Below are 15,561 nucleotides of genomic sequence, written 5' to 3'. Positions count from 1 at the left end.
TTTAAGTTGTTAAATAATGAAGAAACTTATTACGATTCTGGCGCTAGCCGCATTGCTTAGCGCTTGTGGTAATTCAGAAACAAACACAACAGCCGATACCCAAACTTCGGAAGCAACCCAAGCAACTGAAACTGTTTCAACGGAAGCTACAACTGCGAAATACACTACATATAGTGGAGAAGGATTTTCTTTTGCATATCCTGAATCCTGGAAAAGCGTAGATACAAGTCAAATGAATGTTCCGGCAATTAAAGCTGCTTTCTCGGACCAATCTTCATCAGCAACATTCGCAGATAACGTTAACTTGACGATTGAGGCTAGCTCATCAGGTTCAATCAACCCTGAAGAATACGCCAATAATGTAGTTGATTATTACACACAAAACGGTTCAACTATCGGCATTTCCGATTATAAAAAAACCAGCTACACCAACAAGCCTTATAAAGAATATAGCGCTGGTGTCTTGGAAGGCTCCTATAAACACACATCGGGTACAGATGTTGTCCTTGTCCAATATCTGATTCCAACCAATACAGAACTCTATAGCATGACGTTAACCTACGCCAAGGATACTTATAATCAGGACGAGATCAAAGATATCCTTGATTCCCTGAGCATTACTGCTCCTCTGGAGCAAACAGCACCAACTGCAACGACTGGAAATTCATCGGTCACGTCATCAGTTGCCGATTTTTTTAATGAGTTAACTCCGTACATTACAGAAGATACAGCCTTTATGGAGCAGGCTTCTTACGATTTCTTTGGTAAACATAGCGATGTATTCCCGGCCATTACGGCAGAACTAAGCAAAAAGGTACGGGGTCTCGTTGACTCCAATGTAACGACCCGTCATCTGAATAAAAATGTGTCCAACTATTACAATACTTTCGTACAAGTTAGCGGGGAAGTCATTTCCGTTGAAGAAGATAGCTCTCTTGGAGCAACTTTCTCTATCGTTCATGTCATGGATGAAAACGGAAACGATATTATCGCGTTATACCCTGCAACGACGGGAGATCTGCTTGACGGCGATTACGCTACTGTGATCGGTGCACCAATTACCAACTTCTCTTTTGAAAATGTTGGTGGTGGTTATACTAACGCCACTTTGATTGGTGCCTCATTGGTAATTGCAGATTAAAATGTTATATGCATATACAAAAAGGACCAGCTTAATGAACGTTAAGCTGGTCCTTTTTGTCCTTTAATTTATACACATATCCTTGTTCTATGACCCGAAATATACATCCAGCTTCCCTGTGGGCGGAGTTGTTGCCATCCATACCGCGGCCAGATTGTCGGGTGCCTGGGTGTAAGCCGTAATATAGTCGCCAATGAGCACGGTCGGTGTAGGCGAGTTCCCATTCGGGTTGAACGATGTTGTAGTGAGTCTCCGATTCGTAAAGGTTGCCCCTCCGTTAAACGATTCCGCCACATAAACATCCAGCAAAAAACCATCGAGCTGGTTGGTGTAGTAGATAACCCGTATCACACCGGTGAACGGAGATACGGTAAGGGAAGGGAAGAAATTCTGTGTTCCCGCGGGTGCTCCGGTAATACTGACCGGCTCACTCCAGAGCAATCCGTCCGGTGAGCTGCACATGAATACATCCGTGTAACCGTTCCGGGCATCGTTCCAAACGGCGTACACCGTACCACTATAGATACTGTTAGATATATCTGCAGCCAGATTCAGGTTGGTTTGAACTCGAAATGCATAATTGGGCACAGGCAGAACCTGTGGTGAAGGTACCACAGAGGCAATTAGCGTGGACTGATTACTTAGAGGTGGCTGGAAGGTGGCTCCCCCATCATAGGAAGTCCGAAGTAATGCATACGCGCTGCCCGGACCCGTGAGGATGTAGCCAGCGTAGACTTGCCCAGTGAATCCAATCCCGATGGTCGCCCGATCATGGAAGCCTCTAGGATTGGAAATTCGACTGGGAATCTGCCATGTTGATGCCACATCCACAGACCGTTGTAAAAAGATTGAAGAAGCTGCTGTTGCCAGCGGAGTATAGCCCACATAAACATTCCCTCGATACGGGCTGCCTGGTGTACGATCACAGGCAACAAACGGTTCATCATTGTGTACAATGAGTCCATAACCCCTGTTAACAAATACAGGCGGGGTCCAACTCACCCCATCATCAAGAGAAGTATAACTGATAATCGTTCCGTCATTCTCCCCATTGAACACATGCACCGTCACAATGAATGTACTGGGAAAGGTATAATCAATCGTAGGTGCTTCAGCCCCTTCGTATCCGGCAGGCTGCGGCAAGATTCCTGTCGTCCAGGTCTGCCCCCCGTCAATGGAACGATAGAATCCGGTCCGTGTCGGTCCCGCACTTGTATCGACGGCAACAACACACATAATATTGGGCAGTAATTCGTTCACCGCAATTGATGGTTCAAATTGACTGCCTCCGAGCGCCCCTGTAATATTTACAACCGGCATTGCATACACCTCCATCCGTTCGTGTTAAGGAATATTCGTAAAGCGGTCCACCCATACCATCTCCGATTGCAGCACACGCTGCGTAATGTTCCCTGCGGAATCCAGACTATACACCTGAATGATCGTGCTGGTTGCACTGAAATAGTCGCTTTGAACCTCAAAATAATCCGCTGCATTAAGGGTATACAATAAAGTTTTGGACACTTGGGCTGGTAACTGGAACAGATCATGGCCTATTGGAATTCTGGCGTTCTGGGAAGTATCCCAGCGAAAGACCTGAAGTTCAATATTTGAGGGAATATTGAGAGAATCATTTAGGCAAGTAACGATCAGTTGTGTCGCACGATCATTCCCCATCGGAGTGTTGAAGATGAGACCTGTACTGTAGGGCATCGTCATGCCTCCCTTCCTCTTATACCACCGTCGACAAAGCTTGACAGCATACTATAAAATATGTGATCTCTCGTTGAAAGACACGGCAGAATATGCGAATTTCTGAAAGAATCCTTGCAAGAATCGCCTAACTTTGAAAACCACAATATAGAGCAAAAACTGCAAGCCCCGGACCGGGACCTGCAGTAGTGATTTGAGACTATTTTTTTCACTGCGTTGTACTTCGTTAATTAGGTCTTGTCTGAAGTGATGTCAGTTTGTCCTGAACCGATTGTAACTTCTGTATGCTTGAGGCATCCGGTTTATCCCGACGGTCGTCGATCTTGACGGATGTGGATACACGCTGAGCTCCTGACAAAAACGGCGCTTCATGCAAAGCCGCAATTGCTGTAAAGACCTCGTTAAGCGGCCCCTCAATAATGGTGCTCATGGAAGTTAACTGATATGTAATGCCCCGTTGATGTTCCAATACCTTCTGCATGTCTGCCACATAACTGCTCAGACTGGTCGTACCCGTTCCGATTGGAATTACAGTCACTTCTGCTATTGCCATTTTGCTCCGCCTCCTCTGGGCCCCGTGAACAACCGCTGCCACTTATTTTTAGTCGATTTTTGACTGTTTTTATTCTACCAGTTGAATACGTTACAATTCAAACTGACGTGAAGACGTCATTCAAATTGGTCAAAAATTTTTTTTGATAAATCTTCAAATCTTCCAGTCCTTTTCCTTTGCGGATTCCTGGCTTAAATGGTATACTCGGAATTACGTTTTACTGTATCGGCCCACTTTACAAACACAATATGTTGGGTTACAGTATGTTGACAGCTACAAAATGTAGTAACACTAGATTTCTCCGCTTCTATTAGTCACCTTCTGCATTCTCGCGAAAAACAGGATGAAATCACCTCCAAAGGCACGTCCCTGTAGGTGTAAATCGCTTTCTCGAAACAGAGTTGACTCGGAGGTTAACGGGGCTGTTTGGACTGCATCCGGTACCCTCAAACTACAGGCACATCTGTAATAGACAAAAGCTTACATAAGCACCCTTTTCTGTCGATATGCTGAACCTCCAAGACAGTAAGGAAGCCAGAGCATCCATGGGCATTTTCAGCCGCGAGGCGGGGAGAATGCTTTTTATATGAGCATGTTCTGCATTGTGCTGTTTTGTGCTCCTCAAGTTGAGCGATTTAAGACATGACCTGTCACCGCCGTTTCAGTCCGCCAAACGCAACCTTTACCTTTTTCTCACCGTAAGAAGACACTCAATTCTTTATATAAAGAATTTCTCCAATTTATCTCTTAAACATGCGAAAGCGAGGAATATTCATGCCACAAGTTGTGACCAAGCCGAACAACCGCCAGCTTGCCTTTGATGATATGCGTATCTCGGTATATGCCGACCGTACTCTGGAAGGACTGGAAATGCTGGACAAGGAACGTCTGGTACGTGGGGTAAACAGCAAGCTCCGCCGTGATGAAGTTACCGGAGACGAAATCAGCAACGCTTTTATCATGAGCGCACTGGAACTGGTAACCAAAGAGGAGCCTAACTGGAAATTTGCAGCGGCACGCTCCCTGCTCACTTCCCTATACAAAAAAGCGGCTACCAACCGCAGATACAAGTCTTACGCGGACGAGCCTTACGGCGCATTCCATCCTCTTCTTGTAGATCTCGTGAAGAAAGGTATCTACCGCGAAGAATTGCTGGAATGTTACACCAAAGAACAGATCGACGAACTTGCTGAGTGCATCGACTATCGCAACGATCTGCTCTTCGATTACATCGGCTTGCTCACACTGGCAGAACGTTACCTCGCTCACGATTTTGATGGAAAAGTAATGGAATTGCCACAAGAACGTTATATGGTTATCGCCATGTTCCTAATGCATCAGGAGCCTGCCGAGAAACGTATGGATCTCGTCAAGGAAGCTTACTGGGCAATGAGCAACATGTACATGACCGCAGCTACTCCTACGATGTCCAATGCAGGTAAAAAAGTAGCCGGACAACTCTCCAGCTGCTTCATTGATACGGTGGACGACTCACTCGAAGGTATCTTCGATTCCAACACGGATGTAGCACGTCTGAGCAAAATGGGTGGCGGCATCGGCGTTTACCTCGGCAAAGTCAGAGCTCGTGGTTCGGATATTCGTGGTCACCAAAATACAAGTTCCGGTGTAATCCCTTGGATTCGCCAACTGAACAATACAGCGGTTAGCGTAGACCAGCTCGGTACACGTAAAGGTGCCATTGCCGTCTATCTCGACGTTTTCCACAAAGACATCCTGGCCTTCCTCGATCTAAAGCTGAACAACGGCGACGAGCGGATGCGTGCGCATGACGTATTCCACGGCATCTGTCTGCCTGACTTGTTCATGGAGCGGGTATCCACTCGCGGCGAATGGAGCCTGTTCTGTCCGCACGAAACGAAGAAAGTGATGGGCTGGAAAGACGAGAACGGTCGTGCACTCGGACTGGAAGATTTCTATGATGAGTCCTTTGGCGAAGGTGCGTTCCGTGATAAATACGAAGAAGCGGTGAATCACCCACTGCTGTCCCGGATTACAGTACAGGCGATCGACATCATGAAGCGTGTACTGAAATCCCAACTGGAGACAGGTACGCCATACATGTTCTACCGGGATACGGTTAACCGCTCGAATCCTAACCGTGCACACGGTATGGTATACTCCTCCAACCTGTGTACCGAAATCATGCAGAACCAGTCTGCCACTGTAATTGAAAAGGAAGAACTCGTAACCAAAGATGGACAAACTCGCATCGTGATTTCCAAAGTGCCTGGCGACTTTGTTGTCTGCAACCTGAACTCCATCCATCTGGCACGTGCTATACCTCATAATGTATTGGAACGTCTCGTTCCGATTCAGGTGCGCATGCTGGACAACGTTATCGACATTAACAACATTGAAGTGTTGCAAGCCCAATATACCAACAGCCAATATCGCGCAGTCGGTCTGGGCACGTTTGGACTTCACCACCTGCTTGCTCTCGAAGGCATTCATTGGGAGTCTGACGAAGCGGTAACATATAACGATAATCTGTATGAAAAAATTAACTACCTGCTCGTGAAATCCAGTATGGAGCTGTCCAAAGAAAAAGGACATTATCCGAAATTCAAAGGTTCCGATTGGGAAAGTGGTCACTACTTTGACCAACGCGAGTACACGTCAGGTGAGCGTGTAGGCGAGTTCGTGACAACCGAACAGTGGAAAGAACTGCAAGCCGAAGTACAGCAGAACGGTGTACGTAATGCTTGGTTGTTCGCCATTGCACCTAACGGTTCCACGTCCATCATTGCCGGTTCAACGGCTAGTATTGATCCGCTCTATGAGCTTTTGTCTTATGAAGAGAAAACAACATACAAAATTGCCAATCCGGCTCCGGATCTGTCCGAAAAAACAAGCCCTTATTACCAAACGGCGTTCATGGTGGATCAACATGCTTCCATTAATATGGCGGCTGCCCGTCAGCGCCACGTCGATCAGGGACAAAGCTTTAACTTCTACGTTCGACCGGATATCAAAGCAACAGAATTCCTGGAATTGCATCTGCACGCCTGGAGAGCCGGCATGAAATCAACTTATTATGTGCGTAGCCGGGCATTAACGATTGAAGAATCTTGATTTTTGCGCAAGATCCGTTTTATCCATGATAGAGAAGATTTACTAGATTCAAGGTGACCACCAGGGCATCCTGTTTTGATTGCAAAATGGCGTTGCCCTGGTTCTTTTTTGCCTAAACACGATCACAGCATCGCAAGATGTTGATATAGATGCCACATTATAGAACCCTAATATATAAAAGAATTAATGATTACACGATAACGAAGAGGACAGAACAAAGCTGAAGAAGCGGAGCGCTCGCCTTTATCACCGGATTTCCCCTTTGAAAGAGTGGATCAAAAAAATCAGGGGATAATAGCGATCGGAAGGTTGTTCTGTCATCGTAGTTATACAGTGTAAATTCATTCAAGGAGTGAACGGAACAATGCAAGTACAGAAAATTTTCAACACCGAAGCCCCTAACCAATCGACCCGTATTATTGAAGGTGAATGCTCCGGTATCCTGAACTGGAACGACATTCGCATGCCTCATATGTACAAATTGTACAAAGTACTGCTACTCAACCACTGGATCGCAGACGAGATTCCAATGTCCAAAGATGCTTCCCAGTTTGCTCAACTGGACGAGGAAGAACAACGTACGTTCAAAATCAACATCTCCCTGCTCGCGGTACTTGATTCCATGCAGACGATGTTTGTTGGTGATGTAAAACGTTACTTTACCGATTCTTCACTCGAAGCGATCTCGGCCATTATCGGACAACAGGAAGTTGTTCATAACCAATCGTACTCCTACGTCCTGTCTTCGATCGTATCTGATCGGGAGCAAAAAGAAATTTTTGAATACTGGAAACATGATCCGGTACTGCTTGACCGCAACCGTTTCATCGCTGATATCTATCAAAACTTCCGGGACGAACCGTCTCCACAGACATTCTTCCAGGCGATGGTAGCCGATCTGGTACTCGAAGGAATCTTCTTCTATAGTACGTTTGCCTTCTTCTACAATCTGGCCCGTGACCAGAAAATGATGGCAACCAGCCAAATGATCTCGTATATCCAGCGGGATGAAAACCAACACTGTTACTTCTTCGCTGAAGTATATAAACAGTTGCTGGTAGACTTCCCTGAACTGAACACACCTGAGAACATGGACTATGTATACAAAACCATCCATCGTGCTGTTGAGCTTGAAACCAACTGGGCACATTACACACTCAGCAACGTACGCGGTATTGACCTGAACGAGTTGGAAGACTACATCAAGTACATCGCCAACAAACGTCTGCGTCTGATGGGTATGGAGAAAGCGTATGAAGGTGTGGATGTAAACTGCATGCCTTGGATCAAACCATTCTCCGATGAAGCACTGAATGCAACCAAAACCGACTTCTTCGAAGCTAAATCCCGTAACTACGGTAAAGTTGGCGACGATAACGGATTTGACGATTTGTAAACTCTACTGATCGAGTATTACCAATATAAATAAGCACACATTAAAGCACTCCCTTGGATAGAATGCCTTCATGGCTATCTGCATGCGGGAGTGTTTTTTTGTCTCTTAACCTAGTAAGATAGTTTGGAAGAGATTCACATCCCTCCGACTGAAATGAGGCCTATTAATGGAAAGAGAACTGCTGGAACAAATCAACTTATGGCATGAGCAGGACGAATTCAGTCTCATTATCGAACGTATTGAACGTATACCTGAATCTGAGCGGGACTATGATCTGATTGGTCAACTCGCCAGAGCCTATAACAATGATGCACGCTACCGCGAAGCCATTCAACAGTTGTTGTCTGTTCAGGAGCGAGGAGTAAGCGATCCGCTCTGGCAATACCGCTTGGGTTACGCATACTGTTACATCGCGAGCTATGAACAGGCACTACTCGCTTTTGAGAGAGCTGACGAACTTCTGCCTCATGATGAGTCTACGCTTGAATTCCTTCGCCAGATTCGTCCCCAAGCGGAGAAGATGCGGCTTGATCGACAACGCCATGAAGAGAATATCGCAGCATTGGAGCAGAGCGGCACACAGAACCATCTAAGAGCGGCATCAGGGACTTACGTCCCCGCAACGTTCTGGGTACACAGCGATTATGCGCAGGAAAATCATGTATCGGAACCTTTCGACGAAGAAGAGATTGTGTCTATTGAGAAGGAACTGGGGTACAAGCTGCCCGCTTCCTATATTCATTTAATGAATACCCAGAACGGCGGTATCCCCGCGCTCACTGTATTTCCCACCAAAGAAGCGACTTCCTGGGCTGATGATCACATTGCCATTTCAAGCATTATGGGAATTGGACACGATAAGATATACGCACTGGGTGGTGAGCTGGGAAGTCGGTTCATGATCGAAGATTGGGGATACCCCGATCTGGGGATTGTGATCTGTGATTGTCCGTCCGCTGGTCATGATGTCGTTATGCTGGATTATCGATTCTGTGGTCCTGAAGGCGAGCCTTGTGTGGTTCATGTGGATCAGGAAAATGATTATGAGATTACATATCTTGCGCCGAATTTTGAAGCTTTCATCCGTGGCTTGCTCGATGAGGATACGTATGACCTGTCTGACGAACAGAATGAGGACTAAAATCCAGGAGGGTCCGGCCATATGACAACCCGTATATATTTTGGTTCCAAACAACTCGGCGAAGTGGCGTCAGCTTCATTGCAAGATGCGCTGAATGAATATGATCTGGGGACCCTTGAAGATTATCAACGAACGGATAAAGGCGTTATGGGCCAAACACTGCTCATCCGCTCTTCCCGTGGAGAGTATATTCTGAAAGGTAATCCGTTATATTCAGGACAGTTACAGGAAGAAAAGTTCTTCGTAGAGCAACTGGCGAAGCATACGTCCATTCCCGTCCCTGACCCCTATTTATTACACGAAGATATCAATCTTCTGGGTTGGAGTTATGCCATAATGCCGCGCCTGCCCGGGAATCACCTGTATGATCCAGCATTCCAGGCCTCACTGTCACAGCAAGATCAGGAAGAGATCGCCTGTATGTTTGCCCATACTTTGGCTGAACTGCACCGCTGGAAGGTGCCTGATGCTGGGGAATATGACCCTGTAGCGAAGCAGATTGTTTCCTTTGCAGGCGATTATCTGGACTGGTTGTACGGAACCATCCGCCACTGGTTACATGATGCTGAACAGTACTCGGTGATTACGGATGAAGATGTGCAGTGGGTGGACGAGCAATTCAAGAATGCTGAACCGGCATTTCGGTCCAAAGCTGTTCCCGGGTTTGTCATGGGAGACTTCAAGGTCGAGAATGTGCTAGTTCAAAAAAAGGATGACCCTTCTTCCGACTGGGAAATTAGTGGCCTGTTCGATTTCACAACTGCCTATTTCGGAGACGGCACAGCCGACTTAACCAAAATGTCCACCAGGTATGTCCGTGAGGGTAAGCCAGAACTGGCCGCACAGTTCCTTCGCTGCTACAGGGATCTGGTCTGTGCAGCAGATGTGGAGAAATGTCAGTACTTCCATGCACGTCTCAGCGTGCATCTGCTCTATCAACGTATCTTGTGGTGGGGTGAAGCCAAAGCGACAGGACAAGTGACGTGGGCAGCAGACCTGCCTTTTGCACAGTGGGCAGAGCAGTCCATCGATTCGATACTTGCATTACTGGATGATTAGATTTGGACAGGGTGCTCAATGGATAGCGGCCTTCCAAACTTACGTATGTATCGTTCCATATATGTCGCCCAACATCCGGGCGAACGCATAAAACCGCCAAAGATCAATGATGATCTCTGGCGGTTTTCGTCATACCACGATATATTTCGATCAACGATGAACCCCGCTCAACTTAAGCCTGTGCGACCGGTGACTCCTGATGTTTCTGCAAAAACTCCAGCATCCGGCGGTACACAAGAATTTCGTTTGTCTTTCTGGAGAAGCCATGACCCTCATCATCCAGAACGATGTATTCCACATCAAGTCCCTTCGACTGGAGCGCGGCCACGATCTGATCGGATTCGGCCTTCACGACTCTTGGATCATTGGCCCCCTGAATGACCAGCATCGGGTTTACCATCTGATCCAGATACGTAATCGGTGAATCCTTCGTTAGGCGTTCGCGGTCACGGATCGGATCACCCAGCCAGTTATCCATCATCGGCTTCCAGTCCTCCGGCACGGATTCCAGGAATGTGAACAGGTTGCTCGGCCCAAAAATATCGACCGCAGCCCGGAAGAGCTCCGGATGGCGCCCTGCTAGTAGCAGGGTCATGTATCCCCCGTAACTTCCACCTACCACAAACAACCGCTCTGGCGATGTAATTCCCTGATCAAACAACCAGTTGATCCCGGCAACACAGTCCAGCCTTGGACCTTCGCCCCAATCTCGCTCAACCAATTTGACGAATTCCGCACCATATCCGGTACTGCCACGGAAGTTCGGTGCAAAGATATGATAGCCCTGAGCGAGCATCATCTGGAACATCGGCCGAAAAAACTTCGCTTCCGATGCCTGCGGCCCGCCATGTGGCCAAAATACCGTGTAACCATTGGCCTGCTCTGGCTTTGCTTTGAACAAAAGCGCTTCGATCTCCAGTCCGTCGTAGGAGTTATACCGAATGACGTCTGGGTACACGAGATCACTTGGCTCCAGTCCAGTTACCCGATTGGCAGTCAGCGGCTCCCAGGACTCAGCACCTGCCATTTTGCGATAAATGTTATGCGGCTGGATTGCTCCACGCCCCAGAATATATACATTACCTGCCTTCGTAACAGTCACCTGCTCAATTGTATCCAGCGGCATCTCTATGCGCCGAGGCTCATCGGCATTTTTACCCAATACGTACATACGATTCTCCGGCCCTGTAAGTGTCCAAAAATATAAGGTCTCGGAAGCCTGATGCCAGCGGATGAACTCCACATCTTCCCCTTCGATTTTGCACAATGGACGGTACTCACCAGAATCGATCCGGTACTCAGCCACATACGAGTATGGTGAGTTATCATTAGTGATCAGCAGAAGACGATTGTCATCTGCGAAAATCAGATCCGTGATCTGACTCTGCCGCTTTGAGGCTGGCAGGATCTCCTGTTCTTCACCTTCACGATACAGATGAGCTGTCTGGTACGTATTTGAATAAACTTTCAAAATGACATAGGCCTGTTCATCTGGGCTTACAGCAACCAGATTGCTCGTCACGCCGTCACCCTGATGCAGAAGTTCGTCCTCTCCCGTCTCCAAATTTACTCGGCGCGAATTGAGATAATTCGGGTTACCTGCGCTGGTTATATAATACAAACGCTTTCCATCTTCAGATAAGTGGGCGTAATAACAGCGGTCATTCGGTTCCGCCGGAACCACAGGCAGTGGAACACCACCCTCAGGTGGGAGTGCATACAGATGATAGTTCTCGTCACCATCCCGATCAAACGCGGTAAGAAGATGACGTCCTTGCGGGTCTGCTTTGATAAATGCACTACTCTGATTCAAGTACGTTAAAGGATACGGGTACCCTCCGGGCAAATCCATCGCCCAAATATTTGGCTGACCGTTCAGATTGCTGTCCATGAACAAACGTTTCTCGTCGGCCGATACGGCAAAATGCGAAATTCGGTACGTCTGAAAATATTGCTCGACATCCGGTTTAGGGAACTGAATCATGACAAACCTCCTTGGATTGAACCAACGAATTTAACATTGGTAAATTAAGGTACCATTTGTCCATATTATAGGTACTTCCATTGTTTAGACAATAGATATGTAAGATTTTATTTCCAATTCCCCTTTAGCTTTGTATATGATCTGTCACATTCATCCAGCGTATGAGTGATCTCTCCGTCCCTGTCACGCATAATGATGCGGCGTAGCCCTTGCCCATATCCAGAGAATTCAACATATAATTCTGTCCGTCCCATTCCAGCAAATATTCATAATTACGGATAGCCTGTACCGTATTCAGATTTCTCCACTGTCCACATAAAGATTGACCCGAAGCCTTAATCCAGGCCTCCTTGCCTGTGAGGACTTTCCACAGCAGGGAAGAAGAATCCTCCCCGGAACACACGGCTTCCAGCACATAATCCCGCTCCTCTTCCGTCAGAAAACGTTGGATAATGGCTTGCTCTTGCAGGAGTGGACGTACCCATTCCACATCCACACCAAGCTCGTTGTTAGTACATGTAACCGCCAGTACACACAGCCCATTCGTATGCGAAAGGCTGAATTGTGGACCTCCCACGAGATAAGGCTTTCCGCTGGTCCCGTATTGAAATAGAATATCCTGTTCCTGAACCTGCATGTACCGAGCCAGCACTCTTCGCATGAAAACCCTCGAAATCATCCAGCAATGAGCCTTTAGCCGTGAGGTCGTGCTGATTCTGACCATACGTTCATGTTCTTCTAAAGTCAGTGCACTGGAGTCCATGGCAGTAGCTGTCTGCAGTTGATCATCTCTTATGGGCAAAGCTTGTGTCCAAATATGGATCTCCGGTTCCTCTACAATTGACACAAACGTATCATTCCCTTGTTCCCTCATTGCCAGAAGGCTGCTGATTGTTCCGGTTTTGGAATCCATAAGGCTCTCCTCCCTATGCGTGGATTCATACTATCGTATAACAACCATCCGCAGACGGGCAGACGTTGCCATAGTTCTGAGACCACTCATAACGTCTTCTTCTGTTAATTCAAGTGCATGCGTACCGAGCTGCATATAATCCAGTCCGATCACCTCATATTCGGAGACATGCATACATCGCTGTTTTAACGAATCCATGTCTGCATAATACTTGCTTAACCACTTCATCCGCGCATCGTTCAAGTTGGATAGGGATAGCACTCCGTTCTGAATATGCTCACACGTCTCCTCGACCCGGTTATATAAAGAAACAGGATCTGCTGAATACCCACAAGCATTCGAAAAGGCAAATTCCTTGCGATAATAGTGGTCCCATGCTGTACCCTTATAAAGCAGACCCAACTCCATACATTCGGCGTGGAAATTAGAAGTTTCACCCAGTAAGGCTTCAATGCCGATCATGCAAGCGATTTGCTCCTTCAATTGCATCCCATCTTCGGCACGGAACCCATACCTTACAAGCGGCAAGGGCAATCCAGATTCAATCTCCCGATATTGCTTATTGGAATCCTCACCTAAATAGTGAAGTGTAACTTCTGGCATGTAGGCACCATTCAGTGGTTCCATCGCAGGGAATTGCTCCAGCATATCCGCAATGAACTCCGCTTCAACTGGACCAGCCACCGCTACCGCCATTCTCCCTGTGGCATAGCGAGTGTTGTAGGCATGCTTTAGCTCATCCGTAGTTATTTGGTACAGACTATCCGGTGTGCCTGCAACATCCATCGTGATGGGGTGATTGCTGCCATACATCATCTGAGTCAACTGCTGCAAAGCTCGCCAGGAGGGCTGGTCTGCATACATGGACAGCTCCTGATGAATGGCGGCCCGTTCCTGTTCCATATGCATCGGGGTGAAATATGGAGTAGCGAGCATGCCGGTGAACAACTCCAGACTTCGTTTCAAATCGCCTGTGCAGGCCAGCTGATAAGTCGTTACATCGTAACGTGTCAATGCAGATGTCGAAGCTCCCAGAGTATGAAATAGCGGCTTGACGAGCCTTTTATCGGGATTGTAGAACATCATATGCTCAAGGAAATGTGCTCTGCCGGGCAGGGCTGCATCATGGATTGAGCCATAGGACACGGACCACGAAACAAAAGTATGGTGGAACTGGGGCTCGGGGAAAATGTGGACCGACAGACCATTGGACAATCGCCTGCGGACCGGCACAATATTCACAATACTATTCATGAGTCACCTCCTGTACTGGTGCGGAATATTCACTCTCAGGATACAAAATCCAGGTGACAGCCTTTTTCATGCCAGAGGCTACCTCGGCCACTTGTACTGCAGTAACGCAGGATATGGCTTCCAGGAATTGCGGAGTGGTCATCTGAACCTGGTTGAGCAACCGATCAATATGAAGGTTGACCACCTGCTCAGGCAGATCGTAACCCACCTGCACATAATGCATCACATTCTGAATCGCTCTATTCAGCTCCACTTCCTGAATGTCTCCACTGCATATCCTCAGCCATTCAGCGTCTATCGCTTCAAGCACCTCTGTCACATATCCACTGCTTGTTCCCGTTGTCACATGAAGCGTTCCGCGATAATTATCCAGCGTGCTGTAGATCTGATACACCCATTGCTTTCGTTCACGAAGCTTGGATTGCAGCCTGGAAGCAGGCGTAGCACCAAACAGGGAATGAAACAGAAACAGTGCAGGATAGTCCGGCGATCCATATGTTACCCCGGTGGTAAAGGTCACATTAATTTTGCATTGCTGAACATCCATCAATTCAAGCATCATTTCGCCTTCCTCCAGACGCTCAGTAGGCTGATACCCGATCACAGATGGAGTTTCTCCCCCCTCAGCCGTGACAACCGAAGGCAAAAAGGTCTCCATGACCTGAGCTATCATCACATCCGACTGGAAATCACCGATCACATGAATATGTATTGGGCTGCATAGCACCTCCCGGTACCATTGCTGAAGTTTACCATCACGCACACAATGTTGCAGTTGCTCCAAGTCGGCTTCCCTGCTTCGTCCTACATACCCAAGCCATTCCAAACTACGACCCTGTACCACCTTGTCCCAATCGGAAACATCATAGCCAGCATGATGTTCTGCCCAGGCAAGTTCCTCCTGGATCTGCACTTCATTAAAATCAAATCCGCCCCTAAGGCTCGGTTCGAACATCATGTCTGCGAGCAGCTTCAGCGCATCCCGCGTCCGTGCCTCGGTTCCGGGCAGCAACCCTGTAGGGATACGCAACTGGATGGATGCAAGCTGGGTCTCCCCCTTTTGCTCCAATTCGCATCTCAGCTCATCCGCATACATGGACCATAGTTGCTGTTGTAGCTTTCTTTTGCCGAGCGAATCCTGCCTGAAAAGCAGCCGCACAATGACTGCAAACACCGCTGATGGAATTCTCCCCTGTTCGTTAACGATACACAGATGGAGATAATCGTTGGCGTACTTCCTTGTTGGCATCACATGGACCGATAGACGATTGTATTGCTCACTAATGAAAGACTGCATCCTTGCCCCCCTTATCT

At 47.5% G+C, this 15,561-nt stretch carries 12 protein-coding genes; 5 read left to right on the top strand and 7 right to left on the bottom strand.

All coding sequences use genetic code 11. The features are described 5' to 3' along the window. The first annotated feature begins 16 nt into the window (after positions 1-16). Positions 17-1,141 carry a PsbP-related protein gene (locus tag NYE45_RS02730; protein ID WP_340015473.1) on the top strand — a complete coding sequence of 375 codons (1,125 nt, stop codon included), beginning with the start codon at positions 17-19 and terminating at the stop codon, positions 1,139-1,141. Positions 1,142-1,228: 87 nt separating this feature from the next. Here the strand turns inward: NYE45_RS02730 and NYE45_RS02725 are convergent, their stop codons facing one another. From NYE45_RS02725 to NYE45_RS02715, 3 genes are all read right to left on the bottom strand, one after another. Then, complete coding sequence (locus NYE45_RS02725; RefSeq protein ID WP_340015472.1) at positions 1,229-2,461, bottom strand: exo-alpha-sialidase; 1,233 nt, start codon at positions 2,459-2,461, stop codon at positions 1,229-1,231. Between the two features lie 24 nt (positions 2,462-2,485). After that, positions 2,486-2,854, bottom strand: coding sequence for a hypothetical protein (locus NYE45_RS02720; protein ID WP_145151937.1), 369 nt, complete (start codon positions 2,852-2,854; stop codon positions 2,486-2,488). Positions 2,855-3,080: 226 nt separating this feature from the next. After that, the gene (locus NYE45_RS02715) at positions 3,081-3,407 is read right to left on the bottom strand and encodes an MTH1187 family thiamine-binding protein (RefSeq protein ID WP_076332692.1); all 327 of its coding nucleotides are present in this window, start codon (positions 3,405-3,407) and stop codon (positions 3,081-3,083) included. A 774-nt stretch (positions 3,408-4,181) separates the two neighbouring features. Here NYE45_RS02715 and NYE45_RS02710 point away from each other — a divergent pair. The 4 genes from NYE45_RS02710 (at position 4,182) to NYE45_RS02695 (ending at position 10,096) form a co-directional block, all read left to right on the top strand. Continuing rightward, on the top strand, positions 4,182-6,500 hold the full coding sequence (locus tag NYE45_RS02710; protein WP_340015471.1) for a ribonucleoside-diphosphate reductase subunit alpha: 2,319 nt from the start codon (positions 4,182-4,184) through the stop codon (positions 6,498-6,500). Between the two features lie 364 nt (positions 6,501-6,864). Then, positions 6,865-7,896 (top strand): ribonucleotide-diphosphate reductase subunit beta, encoded by a 1,032-nt coding sequence (locus tag NYE45_RS02705; RefSeq protein ID WP_062837278.1) that lies wholly within the window; start codon positions 6,865-6,867, stop codon positions 7,894-7,896. A 166-nt stretch (positions 7,897-8,062) separates the two neighbouring features. Then, positions 8,063-9,037: an SMI1/KNR4 family protein gene (locus NYE45_RS02700; protein ID WP_340015469.1), complete on the top strand. Its 975-nt coding sequence runs from the start codon at positions 8,063-8,065 to the stop codon at positions 9,035-9,037. Positions 9,038-9,058: 21 nt separating this feature from the next. Then, positions 9,059-10,096: an aminoglycoside phosphotransferase family protein gene (locus NYE45_RS02695; RefSeq protein ID WP_340015468.1), complete on the top strand. Its 1,038-nt coding sequence runs from the start codon at positions 9,059-9,061 to the stop codon at positions 10,094-10,096. Between the two features lie 172 nt (positions 10,097-10,268). On the opposite strand, the gene NYE45_RS02690 is transcribed toward NYE45_RS02695, so the two are convergent. The 4 genes from NYE45_RS02690 to NYE45_RS02675 form a co-directional block, all read right to left on the bottom strand. Beyond that, positions 10,269-12,080 (bottom strand): S9 family peptidase, encoded by a 1,812-nt coding sequence (locus NYE45_RS02690; RefSeq protein ID WP_340015467.1) that lies wholly within the window; start codon positions 12,078-12,080, stop codon positions 10,269-10,271. A gap of 124 nt (positions 12,081-12,204) precedes the next feature. Continuing rightward, the gene (locus NYE45_RS02685; protein WP_340015466.1) at positions 12,205-12,993 is read right to left on the bottom strand and encodes a 4'-phosphopantetheinyl transferase superfamily protein; all 789 of its coding nucleotides are present in this window, start codon (positions 12,991-12,993) and stop codon (positions 12,205-12,207) included. A 30-nt stretch (positions 12,994-13,023) separates the two neighbouring features. After that, positions 13,024-14,247: a pitrilysin family protein gene (locus NYE45_RS02680; RefSeq protein ID WP_340015464.1), complete on the bottom strand. Its 1,224-nt coding sequence runs from the start codon at positions 14,245-14,247 to the stop codon at positions 13,024-13,026. Next, positions 14,240-15,544 carry an insulinase family protein gene (locus tag NYE45_RS02675; RefSeq protein WP_340015463.1) on the bottom strand — a complete coding sequence of 435 codons (1,305 nt, stop codon included), beginning with the start codon at positions 15,542-15,544 and terminating at the stop codon, positions 14,240-14,242. The genes NYE45_RS02680 and NYE45_RS02675 overlap by 8 nt, the downstream gene beginning before the upstream one ends. Between the last annotated feature and the right edge of the window lie 17 nt (positions 15,545-15,561).

This window comes from Paenibacillus sp. FSL K6-1318 (genome assembly GCF_037976905.1).
GTDB lineage: Bacteria > Bacillota > Bacilli > Paenibacillales > Paenibacillaceae > Paenibacillus > Paenibacillus amylolyticus_A.
This window is presented reverse-complemented; position numbering and strand designations above follow the sequence as displayed.

What these genes read in the sequence shown, in the direction of transcription:
- NYE45_RS02730 (WP_340015473.1), top strand. Translation starts at nt 17, where the DNA reads ATGAAGAAACTTATTACGATTCTGGCGCTAGCCGCATTGCTTAGCGCT.
- NYE45_RS02725 (WP_340015472.1), bottom strand. Translation starts at nt 2,461, where the DNA reads ATGCCGGTTGTAAATATTACAGGGGCGCTCGGAGGCAGTCAATTTGAA.
- NYE45_RS02720 (WP_145151937.1), bottom strand. Translation starts at nt 2,854, where the DNA reads ATGCCCTACAGTACAGGTCTCATCTTCAACACTCCGATGGGGAATGAT.
- NYE45_RS02715 (WP_076332692.1), bottom strand. Translation starts at nt 3,407, where the DNA reads ATGGCAATAGCAGAAGTGACTGTAATTCCAATCGGAACGGGTACGACC.
- NYE45_RS02710 (WP_340015471.1), top strand. Translation starts at nt 4,182, where the DNA reads ATGCCACAAGTTGTGACCAAGCCGAACAACCGCCAGCTTGCCTTTGAT.
- NYE45_RS02705 (WP_062837278.1), top strand. Translation starts at nt 6,865, where the DNA reads ATGCAAGTACAGAAAATTTTCAACACCGAAGCCCCTAACCAATCGACC.
- NYE45_RS02700 (WP_340015469.1), top strand. Translation starts at nt 8,063, where the DNA reads ATGGAAAGAGAACTGCTGGAACAAATCAACTTATGGCATGAGCAGGAC.
- NYE45_RS02695 (WP_340015468.1), top strand. Translation starts at nt 9,059, where the DNA reads ATGACAACCCGTATATATTTTGGTTCCAAACAACTCGGCGAAGTGGCG.
- NYE45_RS02690 (WP_340015467.1), bottom strand. Translation starts at nt 12,080, where the DNA reads ATGATTCAGTTCCCTAAACCGGATGTCGAGCAATATTTTCAGACGTAC.
- NYE45_RS02685 (WP_340015466.1), bottom strand. Translation starts at nt 12,993, where the DNA reads ATGGATTCCAAAACCGGAACAATCAGCAGCCTTCTGGCAATGAGGGAA.
- NYE45_RS02680 (WP_340015464.1), bottom strand. Translation starts at nt 14,247, where the DNA reads ATGAATAGTATTGTGAATATTGTGCCGGTCCGCAGGCGATTGTCCAAT.
- NYE45_RS02675 (WP_340015463.1), bottom strand. Translation starts at nt 15,544, where the DNA reads ATGCAGTCTTTCATTAGTGAGCAATACAATCGTCTATCGGTCCATGTG.